Annotated in this window: 14 protein-coding genes; 6 read left to right on the top strand and 8 right to left on the bottom strand. The window is 65.4% G+C overall.

The window, feature by feature from the left end; all coding sequences use genetic code 11:
* Positions 1 to 8 precede the first annotated feature (8 nt).
* The gene (gene hemB, locus QYL91_RS04570; protein ID WP_302082197.1) at positions 9 to 989 is read right to left on the bottom strand and encodes a porphobilinogen synthase; all 981 of its coding nucleotides are present in this window, start codon (positions 987 to 989) and stop codon (positions 9 to 11) included.
* Between the two features lie 148 nt (positions 990 to 1,137).
* Here hemB and QYL91_RS04565 point away from each other — a divergent pair, with 148 nt between their 5' ends.
* Positions 1,138 to 1,770, top strand: a complete 633-nt coding sequence (locus QYL91_RS04565; protein ID WP_302082196.1) for a DedA family protein — start codon at positions 1,138 to 1,140, stop codon at positions 1,768 to 1,770.
* A 160-nt stretch (positions 1,771 to 1,930) separates the two neighbouring features.
* Here QYL91_RS04565 and QYL91_RS04560 read toward each other — a convergent pair whose 3' ends face one another.
* Positions 1,931 to 4,042: a 4Fe-4S dicluster domain-containing protein gene (locus QYL91_RS04560; RefSeq protein WP_302082195.1), complete on the bottom strand. Its 2,112-nt coding sequence runs from the start codon at positions 4,040 to 4,042 to the stop codon at positions 1,931 to 1,933.
* A 147-nt stretch (positions 4,043 to 4,189) separates the two neighbouring features.
* Here QYL91_RS04560 and QYL91_RS04555 point away from each other — a divergent pair, with 147 nt between their 5' ends.
* Entirely contained in the window at positions 4,190 to 4,783 is a 594-nt protein-coding gene (locus tag QYL91_RS04555; RefSeq protein ID WP_302082194.1) for a conditioned medium-induced protein 4, read from the top strand.
* 26 nt (positions 4,784 to 4,809) lie between these two features.
* Entirely contained in the window at positions 4,810 to 5,469 is a 660-nt protein-coding gene (locus QYL91_RS04550; protein WP_302082193.1) for a CRISPR-associated protein Cas4, read from the top strand.
* Between the two features lie 17 nt (positions 5,470 to 5,486).
* On the opposite strand, the gene QYL91_RS04545 is transcribed toward QYL91_RS04550, so the two are convergent.
* Genes QYL91_RS04545 through QYL91_RS04535 form a run of 3 tightly spaced genes read right to left on the bottom strand, consistent with a single transcriptional unit; the run spans position 5,487 to position 6,889 of the window.
* Positions 5,487 to 6,077, bottom strand: a complete 591-nt coding sequence (locus tag QYL91_RS04545; RefSeq protein WP_302082192.1) for an L-threonylcarbamoyladenylate synthase — start codon at positions 6,075 to 6,077, stop codon at positions 5,487 to 5,489.
* Between the two features lie 2 nt (positions 6,078 to 6,079).
* Positions 6,080 to 6,592 (bottom strand): redoxin domain-containing protein, encoded by a 513-nt coding sequence (locus QYL91_RS04540; RefSeq protein WP_302082191.1) that lies wholly within the window; start codon positions 6,590 to 6,592, stop codon positions 6,080 to 6,082.
* Complete coding sequence (locus QYL91_RS04535; protein ID WP_302082190.1) at positions 6,593 to 6,889, bottom strand: glutathione S-transferase N-terminal domain-containing protein; 297 nt, start codon at positions 6,887 to 6,889, stop codon at positions 6,593 to 6,595.
* 113 nt (positions 6,890 to 7,002) lie between these two features.
* On the opposite strand from QYL91_RS04535, the gene QYL91_RS04530 reads away from it, so the two are divergent.
* Positions 7,003 to 8,406: a hemolysin family protein gene (locus QYL91_RS04530; protein ID WP_302082189.1), complete on the top strand. Its 1,404-nt coding sequence runs from the start codon at positions 7,003 to 7,005 to the stop codon at positions 8,404 to 8,406.
* Positions 8,407 to 8,422: 16 nt separating this feature from the next.
* Here the strand turns inward: QYL91_RS04530 and QYL91_RS04525 are convergent, their stop codons facing one another.
* Positions 8,423 to 9,607 (bottom strand): inorganic phosphate transporter, encoded by a 1,185-nt coding sequence (locus QYL91_RS04525; RefSeq protein ID WP_302082188.1) that lies wholly within the window; start codon positions 9,605 to 9,607, stop codon positions 8,423 to 8,425.
* A 110-nt stretch (positions 9,608 to 9,717) separates the two neighbouring features.
* Here QYL91_RS04525 and QYL91_RS04520 point away from each other — a divergent pair, with 110 nt between their 5' ends.
* Positions 9,718 to 10,758 carry a Brp/Blh family beta-carotene 15,15'-dioxygenase gene (locus QYL91_RS04520; protein ID WP_302082187.1) on the top strand — a complete coding sequence of 347 codons (1,041 nt, stop codon included), beginning with the start codon at positions 9,718 to 9,720 and terminating at the stop codon, positions 10,756 to 10,758.
* 72 nt (positions 10,759 to 10,830) lie between these two features.
* Here QYL91_RS04520 and QYL91_RS04515 read toward each other — a convergent pair whose 3' ends face one another.
* Both QYL91_RS04515 and QYL91_RS04510 read right to left on the bottom strand, forming a co-directional pair.
* Positions 10,831 to 12,351, bottom strand: coding sequence for a phytoene desaturase family protein (locus QYL91_RS04515; RefSeq protein WP_302082186.1), 1,521 nt, complete (start codon positions 12,349 to 12,351; stop codon positions 10,831 to 10,833).
* 55 nt (positions 12,352 to 12,406) lie between these two features.
* Complete coding sequence (locus QYL91_RS04510) at positions 12,407 to 13,123, bottom strand: DUF5828 family protein (RefSeq protein ID WP_302082185.1); 717 nt, start codon at positions 13,121 to 13,123, stop codon at positions 12,407 to 12,409.
* A gap of 212 nt (positions 13,124 to 13,335) precedes the next feature.
* Here QYL91_RS04510 and QYL91_RS04505 point away from each other — a divergent pair, with 212 nt between their 5' ends.
* Entirely contained in the window at positions 13,336 to 15,306 is a 1,971-nt protein-coding gene (locus tag QYL91_RS04505; protein WP_302082184.1) for an ABC transporter substrate-binding protein, read from the top strand.
* Positions 15,307 to 15,332 lie beyond the last annotated feature (26 nt).

Here is a 15,332-nt window from a genome sequence, read left to right as displayed (position 1 = left end):
CCCTCGCCCTACAGTTGCTCGGCGACAGTCTCGGCGAAGTAGGTGAGAATCAGGTCTGCGCCCGCGCGCTTGATAGACAGCAGCGACTCGTAGGCGACCGCCTCGAGGTCCAGCCACCCCTTCTCGCTTGCCGCGTGGAGCATGGCGTACTCGCCGCTGACGTTGTAGGCGGCGACTGGCTGGTCGACCTGCTCGCGCACGCCCGCGACGATGTCGAGGTAGGGCAATGCCGGCTTGACCATCAGCACGTCCGCGCCCTGTTCGACGTCCAACTGAACCTCGCGGGTGGCCTCCCGGGCGTTGGCGGGGTCCATCTGGTAGTGCCGGCGGTCGCCGAAGGCCGGCGCACCGTCGGCAGCGTCCCGGAACGGCCCGTAGAAGGCCGACTCGTATTTCGCGGCGTAGCTCATGATAGCCACGTCCTCCTGGCCGTCGGCGTCGAGGGCTTCCCGAATCGTCCCGACCATCCCATCCATCATCCCGGATGGAGCGACCATGTCAGCGCCCGCGGCCGCGTGTGAGGTGGCAATCTTCGCCAACAAATCGAGGGTCTCGTCGTTGCGGACGGTCAGGTTCGGGTCCTCGGCGGCGTCGTCCTCCACGATACCGCAGTGGCCGTGGCTGGTGTACTCACAGAGACAGACGTCCGTGATGACGTAGGCGTCCGTCTCGCTCGTAATCCGGCGGGTCGCCTCCTGGACGATGCCGTCTTCGGCCCACGCGCGAGTGCCCCGCTCGTCTTTCGATTCGGGGATGCCGAAGACGATGACCGCCTCGACGCCAGTCTCGCGGATTTCCTCGACGCGAGCGACCGCCTCGTCGACCGGGACGCGTTCGTGGCCGGGCATCGACTCGATGGGCTGGCGCTGGTCGGTCGTAGCGTCGACAAAGACCGGTGCGATGAGGTCCGACGCCGAAAGGTCGGTCTCCCGCACCAGCGGCCGGATACCGTCCGTTCGCAGGCGGCGAGGTCTCCGTGAGAGGTTCATATCCGGCGTTGTCGCGGCGGCGGCAAAGCCGTGTCGCTCCAGTACCTCGTCGAACGCCGCTGGACCGACGGGGTTGCACTCACCGACGCGTGAGCGAGACGGCAGGCAAACCCGAAAACGTTTGCGCCGCGTCGAACAACAACGACCAATGACAGCCAGTCACTCCGAGAGGGACGGACGGTTCCCGTGGGTCCGGAACCGTGTCGGGTACGGACTGGTCGCGACGCTGCTCGTCGCCGCCCTCGTGGTCGTCGCAGTTCGGAGCGGGTTTCTCGCGATTCCAGACGGGACGACCGAGACCGCCCAGTCGCTGCTCGAACGCTACGGGCTCCCCGCGCTGTTTGGCGTCTTTATCATCGAGGGGGCGATGCTCCTCTACTTTGCCCCCAGCGAGAGTCTCGTCCCGGCGGCGGTGCTGGGGCTCGCAGACTCGACGACCGACATCGCGGTGATTCTCGCCGTCGCCGTCGTCGGAGCGACGATTGGCCAGACGGCGCTTTTCGTCCTGGCGAAACGCGGCGGCCGGGAGGCCATCCACGAGCGCCGGTGGCTGAACGTCGGCCGGGAGCGCCTGGACCGCTTCGAGTCGTGGTTCGACCGCTGGGGTCCAATCGTCGTCCCGGTCAGCAACACGCTGCTTTTCACCCGCGGCATGGCCACCATTCCCGCCGGTCTCGCTGAGATGAACACGCGCACGTTCGTCGTCCTCTCTGCACTCGGGACGCTCTCGTTCGAGTTGCTGCTCGCGGGGCTCACGCTTGGCGTCGTCGGCCTGCTGTAGCTCCCCAACGCAGAGTGCAGTCGGGTCGAAGATGGCTTGTGTCTGTCAGAGGCGGTTCAGGCGACGACCTCGGTGTCCGGGTAGAAACTCGCCCAGGCAAACCACATCGCGTTAAACGATGTGACCGCCGCCACACGAGCCGTGAAAAATCCAATCGGGCTTACGCTTCGAGGGCGTCGGCGAGCAGTTCGGTGACGCTGACGATGTCGAGGTCGTCCTCGTAGCCGCCGGTCTTGCGGCCGTCCTCGAACATCGTCACGCACATCGGGCAGGCGACGACGAACTGCTCGACGCTGTCCGCGCCGGTATCTTCGACGGCTTCTCGGAGGCGTTCCTCGCTCGGTTTGTGGTCTTCGTCGTGGTCCATCCAGAGTCCACCGCCGCCACCGCCACAGCAAAACGAATCGTTGCGGTTGCGCGGCATCTCGACCAGTTCCGCGCCGGTCGCCCGGACGAGATTCCGGGGTGCCTCGTACTCGTCGTTGTACCGGCCCAGATGGCACGGGTCGTGATAGGTGACCGTGCGGTCGACACTGCCGAGGTCGAGTCTGCCGGCGGCGATCAACTCGTCGACGACCTGGGTGTAGTGAGCGACTTCAATCTCGCCGTCGGCGTTCCAGTAGCCCTCGACGGGCGCTTCGAGCATCGGGTCGTCGGCAAACTCCGCGAAGTCAATCTCCGAGTACTCGTTTTCGATGGTGTTGTACGAGTGTGGGTCCGTACAGACGATGGTCTCGAACTCGCAGTCTTCGAGTGCGCCAATCAGCGTCGACGCCTGTTCGACGTACAGGAGCTCCTCGCCGAGGCGGCGCACGTCGTTGCCGTCGTAGACTTCGTCCTCGTAGAGGATGCCGTAGTCGACGCCGGCGTGTTCGAAGATGCGAGCGAGCGCGCGTGCGACCTTCTGGTTGCGCTCGTCGTAGCTCGGGTAGTCACCGACATACCAGAGGTAGTCGACGGACTGCTCGCGGGCGTCCGGAACCTCGAAGTCCAGTTCTTCGGTCCAGTCCGGTCGATTCCGGGCCGACTCGCCGAAGGTGTTGCCCTGTTGCATCAGGTTCTGGAACGTGTCCTGAATGTGCCCGTCGACGTCGCCCTGTTCGACGAGCTGGCGGTTCATGTCCGTAAAGTGCGTGAGATGTTCGATGTCGACCGGGCAGGCGTCCATGCAGGCCATACAGGAGAGACACGACTCCATCGTGCTCGAATCGATGACGCTGGTGCCGCCATCCGCGACGATAGGCAGGTCTTCACCGCCAGCGTCGTGGGCTTCGCGGTAGCTTTTGAGGTCCAGAATGACGTCACGAGGGTCGAGCGGGCGCCCGGCCTCCTTTGCCGGACAGACCGACGAGCACCGGCCACACTTCGTACAGGCGTCCTGGTCGAGGAGTTGCTTCCAGGTGAAATCGTCCACGTCGTCGAGTTCGGTGTCGGCCTCGGGGTCGAGCGGGACGCCGGGCAGGCGACTGCCGGCCTGTTCGTCACGGGCGACGAGGTTGGCAAACGACGAGAGCATGTGGAGTGGCTTCGCGAAGGGGACCCAGGCGACAAACCACAGCGCCAAAAGCGAGTGACTCCACCACACGACCGGATAGGCCGCGACCGCCGCCTCGGGGGAGATACCGGCTCCCGCGCCGACGGCGGCGAGGAAGTAGCCGACGAAACTCACCGTCTCGTGGGCGGGGAAGTTCTGACCGAGAATGCGGATGGCTTCGGTCAGATACCCGCCGACACCGAGGAAAAACAGCGACCAGAGAAAGAGGTCGTCCTCGCGGCCGGTGTGTTTCCCCCAGAGTCGCTCCGAGCGGACGATATAACGGCGGTAGATGGCGACGGCGATGCCGACGACGAAAAACAGCCCCATCGCGTCCATCACCAGCGAGTACGAGAGGTAGAAGTCACCGACGAAAAACGACTCGCCGGTCAGCGGGCGGTAGAGGTCCAGGTCGATGCCGAGAATCGTCGTCCCGATGAGGAGGGTGAGAAAGCCCCAGAGGATGGCGGCGTGCATCAGTCCGGCGACGATGTCGCGGTCTAATTGCTTCTCGTTAGAGAGCGCGAGGCGTGCGGCCGACCGGATGCGTGCGCCGATGTCGTCGAGGCGGGGGAAGGGGTCGTCCGTTCCCTGCGTGTAGCGGGTGACCCGCTGGTAGATGCCGACGAGGAAGACGAGAACCGCGACAGCAGCCAGATAGTAGAAAATCGCCTTCCCGACGTACCCGATCTGCCAGAATGTGGGCCGTGTCACTTGCTCGGCCTGCAAGAGTACCATACGGACATACGCCTTCGCTGTGTGCATAAGTGTTACCACGGGCGCGCCCGCTTGGAGAATTTTCCGACCGTTGTATAGTTCTTCTCACGCGTTACCACATCCCAGGGAATGGCTTTTTATATCTCAATGAATTGGGAACATGGCACGATGGACGAGAAAACAGCGGAGCTCCGTGATATATTCATGGATGTGGCCGACGGGGAGACGGTCACGGAGTCCCAGACGGAACAGCGAGGGTCACTGCTCCGGGACGAGTCTGTCAACGACCGCCTGGCAGACGTCATCGACCGGATGCGCGGCCAGTTCGAGTTCGAGACGGCGCTCGCGACAGCCGAACTCTGTACAATCGTCACGGAGTTTTACGACGGGGAGAGCGACGACGCCATCGCGACGGTGCTGAAAGTCCCGCGTAACCTCGTCTTCGACGCCCGGATGGACCTGCATCTGGTCCGTGAGGAGGACACCGGCGACATCGACGCCTCGGAACTGCGGGCGCGCCTCGACGCCGACGAGTCGGTCGGTGCAATCGCGGCCGACCTCGATGCCAGTCCGGGCGCCGTCGAGCGCGCACTCTGTGCGGTGCGCGCCCAGAACCGGTCGAAACGGGTCAGCCAGCGCTTTCGAACCGAGTTCGAGGAGATTCTGACAGATTCCGACATCGCCGTCCACCTCACCGCCGACGTCCAGGACGACGGCCTCGACGAGGCCACAGAGGGACTCGAAGTCGACGTGGAATTTTAAATCCAAAGGGGCGGCCACGCCGCCACATGCACGCCTTCCGTGACGTGGCGACGGCCGCCTACTGTCCGCGCAAACTCTACTATCGCCGCCGCCAGCCCGACAGCATCGAGATACCTCCCGAAGTCGAGAAACGGCGGGAGCTCGCCTTCGAGTACGAGCGACTGCTGACCGACGACGACGCCGTCCGGGCAGCCCCGATTGCCGTCTCGCCGACGACCTATCGGTCGCGGCTGGGCTGTCTGAAAGCCCGTCTCTCGGCGTGGGACAGGCTCACGTCCCCCGACGAGCGCGACGCGACGCTGACCGGCCGGGAGTGTCGCGGGGTCGTGCACAAACTACTCGACGACGAGCCGACGCTATCGCTCGTCTTCGCGGGCGAGCCACCCGACCAGGGTGTCTGGAAACCCCAGAGTGTCCACCTCGTCGCAGCAGCGAAGGCGCTCTCGTGGGAACGCGAGACGAGCGTCGAGCGCGTCTTCGCGGAGTATCCCGCGTACGGCATCGTCCGGGAGGTGACGCTGGGGACCAGACGCCGAGCCCAGTATCGCGAGGCCGTCCGGACCGCGGACACAATCGACGGCCCGCCCGCACGCGCGAGAAGCGATGCGAAGTGTACGCCGTGTGAGTTCACCAGCAAGTGTGGGACACGGACCCGGTCGTTGCGGTCGCTGTTAGGCGGTGGCTGAAGAAGACGGCGTTGCGGTCAGTGCTCGGCCAGCCACGCTTCGATGTCGTCTGCCAGCGGCCCGCGGCGGTGAATCTCCCCGGTCGAGGGGTCGACGACGGTGGAGCCACCGCCCGGCGTCTCGCCGCCGTCAAGGACGACGGCCACGGCCTCGCGGATGGGGGCGTGAACGTCACCGATACGACAGGCGCTGGGTTCGCCGCTGACGTTCGCGCTGGTCGCGGTCACGGGCGTCTCGGCGGCCGCGAGAAGGGCGAGTGCCATCTCGTGGTCGGGCACGCGCACTCCGACCCGTTCCCGTCCGGCGGTCAGTACGTCGGGGACACGCTCGCCGCGCTGGAGCAGGACCGTCACCGGCCCGGGGAGAAACCGGTCGAGGAACGCGCGCTCACGGTCGGTCGGGTCGGCGTAGTCCGGGACAATGGCGACGCTCTCGACGGCCATCGAGACGGGTTTGTCGCGGTCCCGGCCTTTCGCCTCGAAGAGGCGGTCGACGGCAGCGGCATCGAGTGCGTTCGCGCCGAGTCCGTACACCGTCTCGGTGGGATAGACGACCAGGTCGCCGTCTGCGATGGCGGCCGCGGCGCGGTCAACGTCGGTCGTCTGCATCGTCAGAGCGCGTCGACGGCCGCTTCCAGGGCGTCGTACTCGGGAAACTCCGGCCACTCCCCGGCGACCCACGCGTACTGGACCGTTCGCTCCTCGTCGATGACGAAGACAGCGGGCCGGGGTTCGCTGATGCCGGCCATCCCGCTGAGGTCGTGGGCGATGCCGTACTGCTCTGCGACCGCGTTGGTCGGGTCCGAAAAGAGGTCGAAGCTCATCTCGCGCTCCTCGATGAGCGTCTTGTGCTCGTAGGGCGTCGAAATCGAGAGGCCGACCGTGGTGGCGTCGTACTCGTCGAAGTCCCGGTCCCGGAGTTCGTTCCACATATACGTCGCCGGGAACGCGCCGTCCATCGTGTAGAAGACGAGCACGACCGGTCCCTCGGCGGTCAGCTCAGAGAGCGAGGCGTCTTCCCAGAACTCGTCGTTGACCAGCGGGCGGGTGAAATCGGGCGCCTGCTCACCTTCGGAGACGTGGTCGGCGTCGGGGAGGTCGACCACCTCGAAGTCGAGTTCCATCTACGCCCCCTCCTCTGCGGTCGCGGCGGCGGCAGTCAGCGTGCCGTCGTCGCCGTAGGTCGTTTCGAGATAGGAGACGATGTTCGCACTCTCGGTGAGTGTCACGCCGGTGTTGTCGTCGACCAGCGCCGGGACGGTCCGCTTGCCGGAGAGGCGCTTGACGGCGTTTCGCTCGGAGTGCATCGGTTCGATAAATCGCGACTGGTAGTCGAGGTCGTACGCCTCGAGCAGTCGGACGACGCGCTCACAGAACGGGCACGCCTGGAGTCGATAGAGTGTCATCGCCGGGTCGCTCATGGACACAGGTTGGGGCGAGAGTGGGGTAAGCGTGTCGGCGCAGGACAGTCGTGTGCAACGAAACGACGCCCATGACAACGTTTAATCCGGCTGACGGACAAATCCGGACGTTAATGTGGGCACACACTGTCGGCACGGCGGCGGTCGCGCCGCTGGCGGTCGATATTTTCGGTGTCACGCTGAGTGACAACCTCTTTGTCGGCTTCGGTCTCGTTGCTATCGCGCTGTTGCTCGTCCTCTCGGCGTTTTTCTCGTCTTCGGAGATAGCGATGTTCTCGCTCGCCGACCACCGCGTCGAAGCGCTGGCAGAGGAGAGTACGACCGGGCAACTGCTCAAACACCTTCGCGAGGACCCACACCGGTTGCTCGTGACGATTCTGGTCGGTAACAACCTCGTCAACATCGCGATGTCCTCCATCGCGACTGGGCTGTTGAGTTTCTACCTCGGAAACGGCGGCCTGGCGGTCGTGATAGCGACCATCGGTATCACGGCGCTCGTGTTGCTCTTTGGCGAGACGGCACCCAAATCCTACGCCATCGAGAACACCGAGTCGTGGGCACTGCGCATCTCCCGACCGCTGCAGTGGGCCGAACGAGTGTTGATGCCGCTTATCGTCCTCTTCGACTATCTCACCCGGGCCATCAACAAGGTCACCGGCGGACGCGGCGCCATCGAAACCTCCTACATCACCCGCCAGGAGATTCGCGACATCATCGAGACAGGCGAACGCGAGGGCGTCCTCGACGAAGAGGAACGCGAGATGCTCCAGCGCACTCTGCGATTCAACCGGACCATCGCCAAGGAAGTGATGACACCCCGACTGGACATGACCGCCATCTCGAAAGACGCCTCCATCGAGGAGGCAATCGAGACGTGTATCCACAGCGGTCACGCCCGAACCCCCGTCTACGAGGGGAGTCTGGACAACGTCATCGGCGTCGTCCACATCCGCGACCTGGTTCGGGACCTGAACTACGGCGAAGTCGAGACGGACGTCCGCCTGGAAGACCTCATCCAGCCGACACTGCACGTCCCCGAATCGAAAAACGTCGACGAACTGCTCGCGGAGATGCGCGACGAGCGCATGCACATGGTCATCGTCATCGACGAGTTCGGGACCACCGAGGGGCTGGTCACGATGGAGGACCTCACCGAAGAAATCGTCGGCGAGATACTGGAAGGCGAGGAAAAAGAACCAATCGAGTTCATCGGCGAGAATACTGCCATCGTCAAAGGCGAGGTCAACGTCGACGAGGTCAACGACCAGTTAGAGATAGACATCCCAGAGGGCGAGGAGTTCGAGACCATCGCCGGGTTCATCTTCAACCGCGCCGGCCGTCTCGTCGAGGAAGGCGAAGTCATCGAGTACGACGGCCTGGAGATTCGCGTCGAGCAAGTCGAGAACACCCGCATCATGAAAGCACGCATCAGCGGCTTCGCCGACGACGACGAGGAACCAGGGGCCAAGGAAGACGACGAATCCGAGGCCGACCCGGACGAAGCCGTCCAGGACTAAGTCGGATACCAGCCCGTCACAGGATGAGCGTTACGCCGGTAAACACGCCGTAGCTGATGGTAAACGAGCCGACGAGCGAGCCAATCCAGGCCAGCACCGTATACCCCATCTTCGACCCGGAGACGCCGCCCCCCTCACCGCTTGCAGCGTAGCCGCTGCCGATGATAGCCGAGACGATAATCTCGTTGAACGAGACGGGAATCCCGAAGAAGACGGCCGCCTGGGCGATGGCAAACGAGGGGATGAGTGCGGCAATCGACCGGCGTGGCCCTAACGAGGAGTAGTCCTGGCTGAGTGCCTTTATCATCCGGGGTGCCCCGGTCCACGAGCCGATGAGGAGTCCGAGTCCACCGCCAAACAACAGCGGGACGAGCGGGATACCGACCGAGTCAGTCAGGGGCAACAGCGGGCCAAGCGCCAGTCCGACCTGACTCCCGCCGGCCGAGAACGCGACGAGACCACCGAGAACCAGCAGGAAGTGCCGCTGACCGCGAGCCTCGTCGCCGTACATGTCGTAGCCGAGCGCGAGCGCGATGGTCAGGCCGACCACGAGCGTGACCGCGACGTGAGTGGTGAGCCCGCCGCCGATCTGTCGGACGGCCGCCTCCGCGAGGGAGAGTTGCTCTCCGGACGGGCCGAAAAAGACGAATCGGATGTTCGCAAGCAAGAAGCCGACGGCAGCGGCGAGCGTGGGGACGAACACGAGTTCGGGCATCCGCTCGTTCCGGAGCAGTCGTGCGGTGCCGTAGGCGATACCGCCACCGACGAAGGGCGTGGCGACCCAGAGGGCACCGATCTGCTGGTATTTCGCCCACGCGGGGTCACCACCCAGCGCCAGCCCGACGCCGATGACCGCACCGGTGACGGTAAAGGCAGTCGCTATCGGATAGCCTGCGAAGACGCCGAGCGCGACGAGGATGGCGGCCGTCGACAGCCCGACGATAGCGGCAGGAGGCGTCAGCGCCTGATTCAACACGAGCGAGTTGCCCACCGCTTCCGTGACGTTTGCTCCCTGGAGGACAGCACCCAGCAGTCCCAGGATACCGACGAAGAAGCCGGCACGCATCACGGAGATAGCGTTCGCTCCGACCGCGGGTGCGAAGGGTGTCGACCCCGACGAGCCGGCGCCGATTGCCCAAGCCATGAACAGACTCGCAGCGCCGGCGACGAGGAGCGTCGCGAGCGTCCCGCCAGTGACCATTATCGGCGCGTACTGGAGGGAACGATAAGAGCCTGCCGGGACGCGCGTGACTTGAAACTCCAAAACTATACGGTACGGGATTGAGGGGCCGAACTTCCCTAGGGCGGTGTATGTGGTTCTCCCAGCGACGGGCCGAGCGAGCGCCGACGGTCGCCGGCACGCTCGTGAGTGCGTCGTGGCTCGTCTTCGGCATGACGACGCTCCTGCTCGGCGTGTCACGGGTCGCCGGGACCGTCCCCTCGATTCGTGTCCAGAGTCTGGCGTATCTGGCGTTGATGGTCGGCGTGAGCCTGCCACACGGCGGGTTCGAACACGTCGAGAACCTCCGTGGCCGCGGCGAGCAGTTCCAGGGGACGTACGTCGCCGGCTATCTGCTCTTGACCGCAGTGTCGCTCGCGGTCTTTCTGGTCGCTCCGGTCGCCGGTCTGGGACTCGCGCTGACAGTGACGGCACTGAAGGGCGGTCACGGCGGCGTTCGCGTCCTCGAATCGGTCGCCGGTGCCCGGCACTTGCAGGCCCCACTCCCGCGTGCCGTCGCCGTCGCGGTTCGTGGCGGCGCAATCATTGTCGTCCCCTACGTCGCCTCACCGGACGTGTACTTCATGGTCGCGAGTTACATGGTCGGCTTCGTCGAGCCGGGCGCACTCCAGGGGTTCCTGTGGATGCTCGAGCCCACCGCCAGGGCCGGCGTCGGCGGGGTCTACGCCGGCCTCGTGGTCGCCCACCTCGCGGCCGGGTGGGTCCGGGCCGGCGAGACGAGCGGCTGGCGGGCCGATGCCATCGAGACGCTGTTGCTCGCGAGCTTCTTCGCAGTCGTCCCGCCGATTCTCGCAATCGGGCTGTATTTCCCGTGCTGGTACGCGCTCCGGCAGGTGGCACGGCTGTCCGGGGCGGCCGCAACCGGCCAGCCGACGGCGAGTGTCTCGGTCGGGGACACGCTGTGGCAGTTCGTTCGCCGTGCCACACTCCCGTGGGTCGGTGCAGTCGTGATTCTCGTCGGGATGACGCGGGTCGTCCCGAACCCGCCGGTCGGCGCGGTGACGTGGATGGCGTTTTACAGCGTCTTCGTCGCCGTCATCGCGGTGCCACACGTCGTCGTCGGTGGCTGGCTCGACCGCCAGCAGGGAATCTGGGCGGTGACCACCGACTGACACTGGCGACTCTCCCGTCGGCGGCCGATAGCGCAGTCCGCCAGCGGTTGTGAAACAGTCTCACCACCAGCCTCACCACTCGAGGGACAGCCGAGAGGAGAGAGACGGCGCGCCAGCCAGGTCAGAGCGGACGGCCTCGGCCGCGTGCTCGCCGCTGATGAGACACATCGGGACGCCGATTCCGGGAGTCGTCGACCCGCCGACGTAGTACAGGCCGTCGATTGGTCCCCGGCGGCCGGGTCGGAGCGGGCCGGTCTGTGTGAGCGTGTGTGCGAGTCCGAGCGCAGTTCCCTGGGGCGTCGAGTACCGCTTTGCGAACGTCCGGACGCTTGCCTCGTGTTCGACGACGATTCGGTCCCGGAGGTCGACGCCGGTGTGGGCCGCGATGTCGTCGATGACTTGCTCGCGAAACCGTTCCCGGACGTGTTCACCGTCCTCGAGTCCGGGAGCGATGGGGACGAGAACGACGACCGCCTCGTGGCCGTCGGGAGCCACGCTGTCGTCGGTCAGGGAGGGGACGTTGACGTAGTAGGCGGGGTCGGTCGGCCAGCGTGGGTCGTCGAAGATTGACTCGAAGTGACTGCGCCAGTCGGTGGGGAGAACGAGCGTGTGGTGGGCAAGCGAGTCGAGGGAGCCGTCGACGCCGAGATAGAGCATGTACGCCGACGGCGCGTAGGTCCGGGAGTCCCAGTAGTCGTCGTCGTGGGCGCGGTGACGGTCGGGGAGGAGGTCGCGGTCGACGTGTGCCGGCGGCGCGTTACTGACCACGGCGTCGGCGGCGTGTTCCCCGGCGGTGGTCGCCAGTTCAACTCCGCCCGAGGAAGCCGGAGCGATTCCGGTCACGTCGACGCCCGTCTCGAGAGTCACACCCAGTTCTGTCGCGAGGTCGGCCAGACCCTCGACGACGCTGTAGAGGCCGCCGTCGGGATAGTACACGCCGAGGTTGTAGTCGACGTGGCTCATCAGCGTGTAGAGGGCGGGTGTATTGTAGGGCGACCCGCCGAGGAAGACGAGCGTGTACTGGACCAGCTGGCGAAGTTTCGGGTGCTCGAAAAAGTCGCCGACGTAGTCGTCCATCGATTTCGCCAGCGTCGCGGCCGGGAGCGACCGGAGCACGTCGGTGTCGACCCAGTCGCGAAATCTGGGGCGGTCCTGGTAGACGAACCGGTCCATCCCGACCTCGTAGACGAACTTCGACTCGTCGAGGTAGGTGTCGAACGTGGCTCCCGCGCCGGTCTCGTAGGACTCGAAGACCTCCCGGACGGCGTCGGGGTCGGCGGGGATGTCGACCGCGTCGCCGTCCTTAAACAGCACCCGGTAGTTCGGGTCGAGCCGGGTCAGCGAGTAGTAGTCTTCGGGCTCGCAGTCGAAGTGCGCGAAGAATCGCTCGAAGACGTCGGGCATCAGGTACCACGACGGCCCGGTGTCGAAGGTGAACTCGCCATCCTCGAGTCGGCCGGTCCGACCCCCGGGTCGGTCGTGGCGTTCGAGGACGGTCACGTCCGCGCCGGCATCGGCGAGATAACAACTGGCCGCCAGTCCGCCAATCCCGGCTCCAATCACCGTCACAGAATGGTCTGACAGGGCGGTCATCACATCGGGTTACGGCCGTGGAGTCGAAACGGTCTGGCCGTGGTATCGAGGGCCTTTATTCTGGGTTCGAGGTCGTCTTGGCGTCGGCAGTCTGCTCGGGTTCAGGTGCCTCGACGCCTTCGGCGGCCTCGACTGCCTCGGTCACCTTCTCGGTGTCGACGTGCCAGCGGTCGTGATCTTCCTCGAAGTCCGCGAGTTTGTTCGAGACGCGAATGCTCAGGTCGTCGTCGTTGATAGCGACCTCGAAGACGTAGTCGGGGCCGTCGCCGCGCCCGGTCTGCTTGAGGTTGGCGCTGACGAGTTCGTTGTCGAAATAGTAGGGCGCAATCTGTGTCATCACGTTGCGGTAAACTGCCCCCTCGACGGCACGGAGCGCCTTCCGGCCGGCCGAGTCGGCCGCTCGGGCGACGTGGTCGAGGCTGTCGCCCCACTTGTCGACGGCCTCGTCCGGTTCGTCGAGATTCTCGTAGGACTCCGCGAGTTTTTCGCCGGCGGCCTGGAGGTCCTCGTCGGGGTCGACACCCTCCTGTTCGCCCTTGCCCTCCTCAACGCTCGCCTTTTCTGCGGTTTTCTCGCTGACGTCCTCGTCGATACGCTCGTGGCTCTTGGGCCGCCACTCGTCGAACTCTTCGAGTGCGTCCGACTCGACGGTGACGTCGTCGTCCTCGCCGATTTCCCGGAGCGCGCTAACGATGCGCTCCCCGTGTTCGACAGCATCAACCCAGTCACCACGGACTTTGAAGCCCGAAACGCTCTCTTCGAAATCAGCCATAGGTAAGTAATCGGGGTCGAGTGACAGTCGGTGCTGCGGTGCCCGAACCCATCGGTTGCTCCGGTGTAGGGAGTCGATGTGAATAAGTGTGCCGCCCGGACGGTACACTGCGAGGACGGAACCGGTTCAGACCCGTCGGGCCGTATTTCCGTCAGAGCCCTCCGATTTCGACATTCCGCCACTATTAATTGTCCGTCTGTTGATAAGCAGGTATGCGACGCCGCACCTATCTGACTGCGAGTCTCGCCGCTGCCGTCGGACTGGCAGGGTGTGAGGGCGTACTCGACGAGACAGACCAGACAGGCCAGTCAGACGAGCAGACCCCGGAAGACGACGGTGACCCGCGTCTCGAACTGGCCGAAGAGTTCGTTTTCGCGGCACTGGCCGGCGATGACGACACCGCGACGACGCTGTTGCATCCGGACTCTCCGCTCCGCGACATAGATTTCGAGAACCAAGAACTCGACGACGCCAGCATCGAAGAGAGCGAGGTCGTCGACGAAAGCGGCGACACCGCGACGGTCCGGCTCGCCGTTCAGTTCGTCGTCGACGGGAACGAGCGCGACAACGAACTCGGCCTGGAACTGCGACGGTCGAACAGAGTGTGGACCGTCTGGGACACCGTGCAGTTAGCGGACGATGGCCCCGAGTACGTGCCTCAGGTATCGTTCGAGATTACGCACAACAGCGACGACGGGACGCTGACGATAACACACGAGGCCGGCGACACAGTCGTCGCGAGCAACCTGTTTGTGTACGGGGACGGGCTCGCACGGACCGGAAGCTGGGAAGAGCTGGGCGGGTCAGCCAGCGGGCAGAGTGGCGGCGAACCGGCGGTCACCGCCGGCGACCGTGTCACGGTCGGCGCCGCCTCGGAGTACTCGGTGCAGGTACTCTGGGAGTCCGGCCAGGACTCCGCGACGCTGGCCAGCGAAAGCGGGAGCGTCGGCGAGGAAACGGCCGGGCTCCGAATCGGTGCGCTGGTGAACCTCTCCGGGCCGGTCGCGGGATACGGCCCACAGGTGACCAACGGCCTGTTCTCCGGCCTGGCGTACAAGGCCGGGACCGCTCCCCCGGCGTGGGACGGGCCGGGTGAGTACGAACTCACGGTGGGCGAGTGGCCCGTTCGCGTTCTCGTACGCGACATCGAAGCGGACCCGAGCCGGGCCAGAGCGGCCGCGAGGAGTCTCGTCACCGACGAAGACGTCGACGTGCTCGTCGGCGGTGGAACGGGGGCGACAGCGATGGCGGTGCGTGAACTCGCCGAGCAGTCACGGGTGCCGTTCGTGGTCTGTCCGGCGACGACGGCCGACCTCACTGGCGGGTCCTGCAGCGAGTTCGTCTTCCGGACGACGGCCACGTCGGCGATGACGGCTCGCGCGAGCGCACAGTACGTCGTCGAGGAGACGGGCCTCGAACAGGTCGCGCTCGTCGGCAACGACTACGCCTGGGGCCGGGAGTGGGTCAGCAACTGCCGAGAGACGCTGACGGCCGGGAACGTCGACGTCGTCTCCGAAGAGTTCGTTCGGCTGGGGAACAACAGCTGGGACAGGCCACTCGAAGCCGCAGAGAGTGCAGGCGCAGACGCCATCATCAGCGGACTCGTCCCCAGTGCGCAGGCGTCGTTCCTCCGGGCGTTTCTCGCGGCCGGGTCGGACGCACAGTTTCTCAGCACCTTCTGGACGGCGGCAGGACTCGACGGCGTGGAGTCGGTTCTCGAAGAGACACTCGGCTCGAACTTCACGGCGCAGGACGTGCGCGAGGCGAACGTCGGTCCGTTCGTCACGCGCTATCACTGGAACCAGTTCGACAATCGGGTCAACGACTGGTTTGTCAACGCCCACACGGACATCTACGGGACGGTCCCCGACACCTTCGGCGGGAGCGCCTTCACCGCTGGCTCGGCGCTCGTCCAGGCCATCGAACAGCAGGGGCAGTCGACGAGCGAGGCGGTCGTCGACGGACTGTCCGGGATGACCGTCGAGGACACGCCCAAAGGCCCCGGCGGGTACAGTTTCCAGGCGTTCAACAACCAGGCCCGCTCCGACGTGACCGTCGCGCCGGTGGTCCCGGCCAGCCGAAGCGACTGGCAGGCGGCTATCCAGCCGGGCACTCCACTGGCCCGCGTGGCCGGGTCGGACGCCACACTCCCGCCATCGGCAGTCGACTGTTCGCTGCGCTGACGGGTTTCGGTCCGGACCATGCCGAC

Source organism: Salinibaculum rarum, assembly GCF_030505615.1.
Lineage (GTDB): Archaea > Halobacteriota > Halobacteria > Halobacteriales > Haloarculaceae > Salinibaculum > Salinibaculum rarum.
The sequence above is the reverse complement of the archived record's forward strand: the minus strand, read 5'-3'. Positions and strand labels throughout refer to the sequence as shown.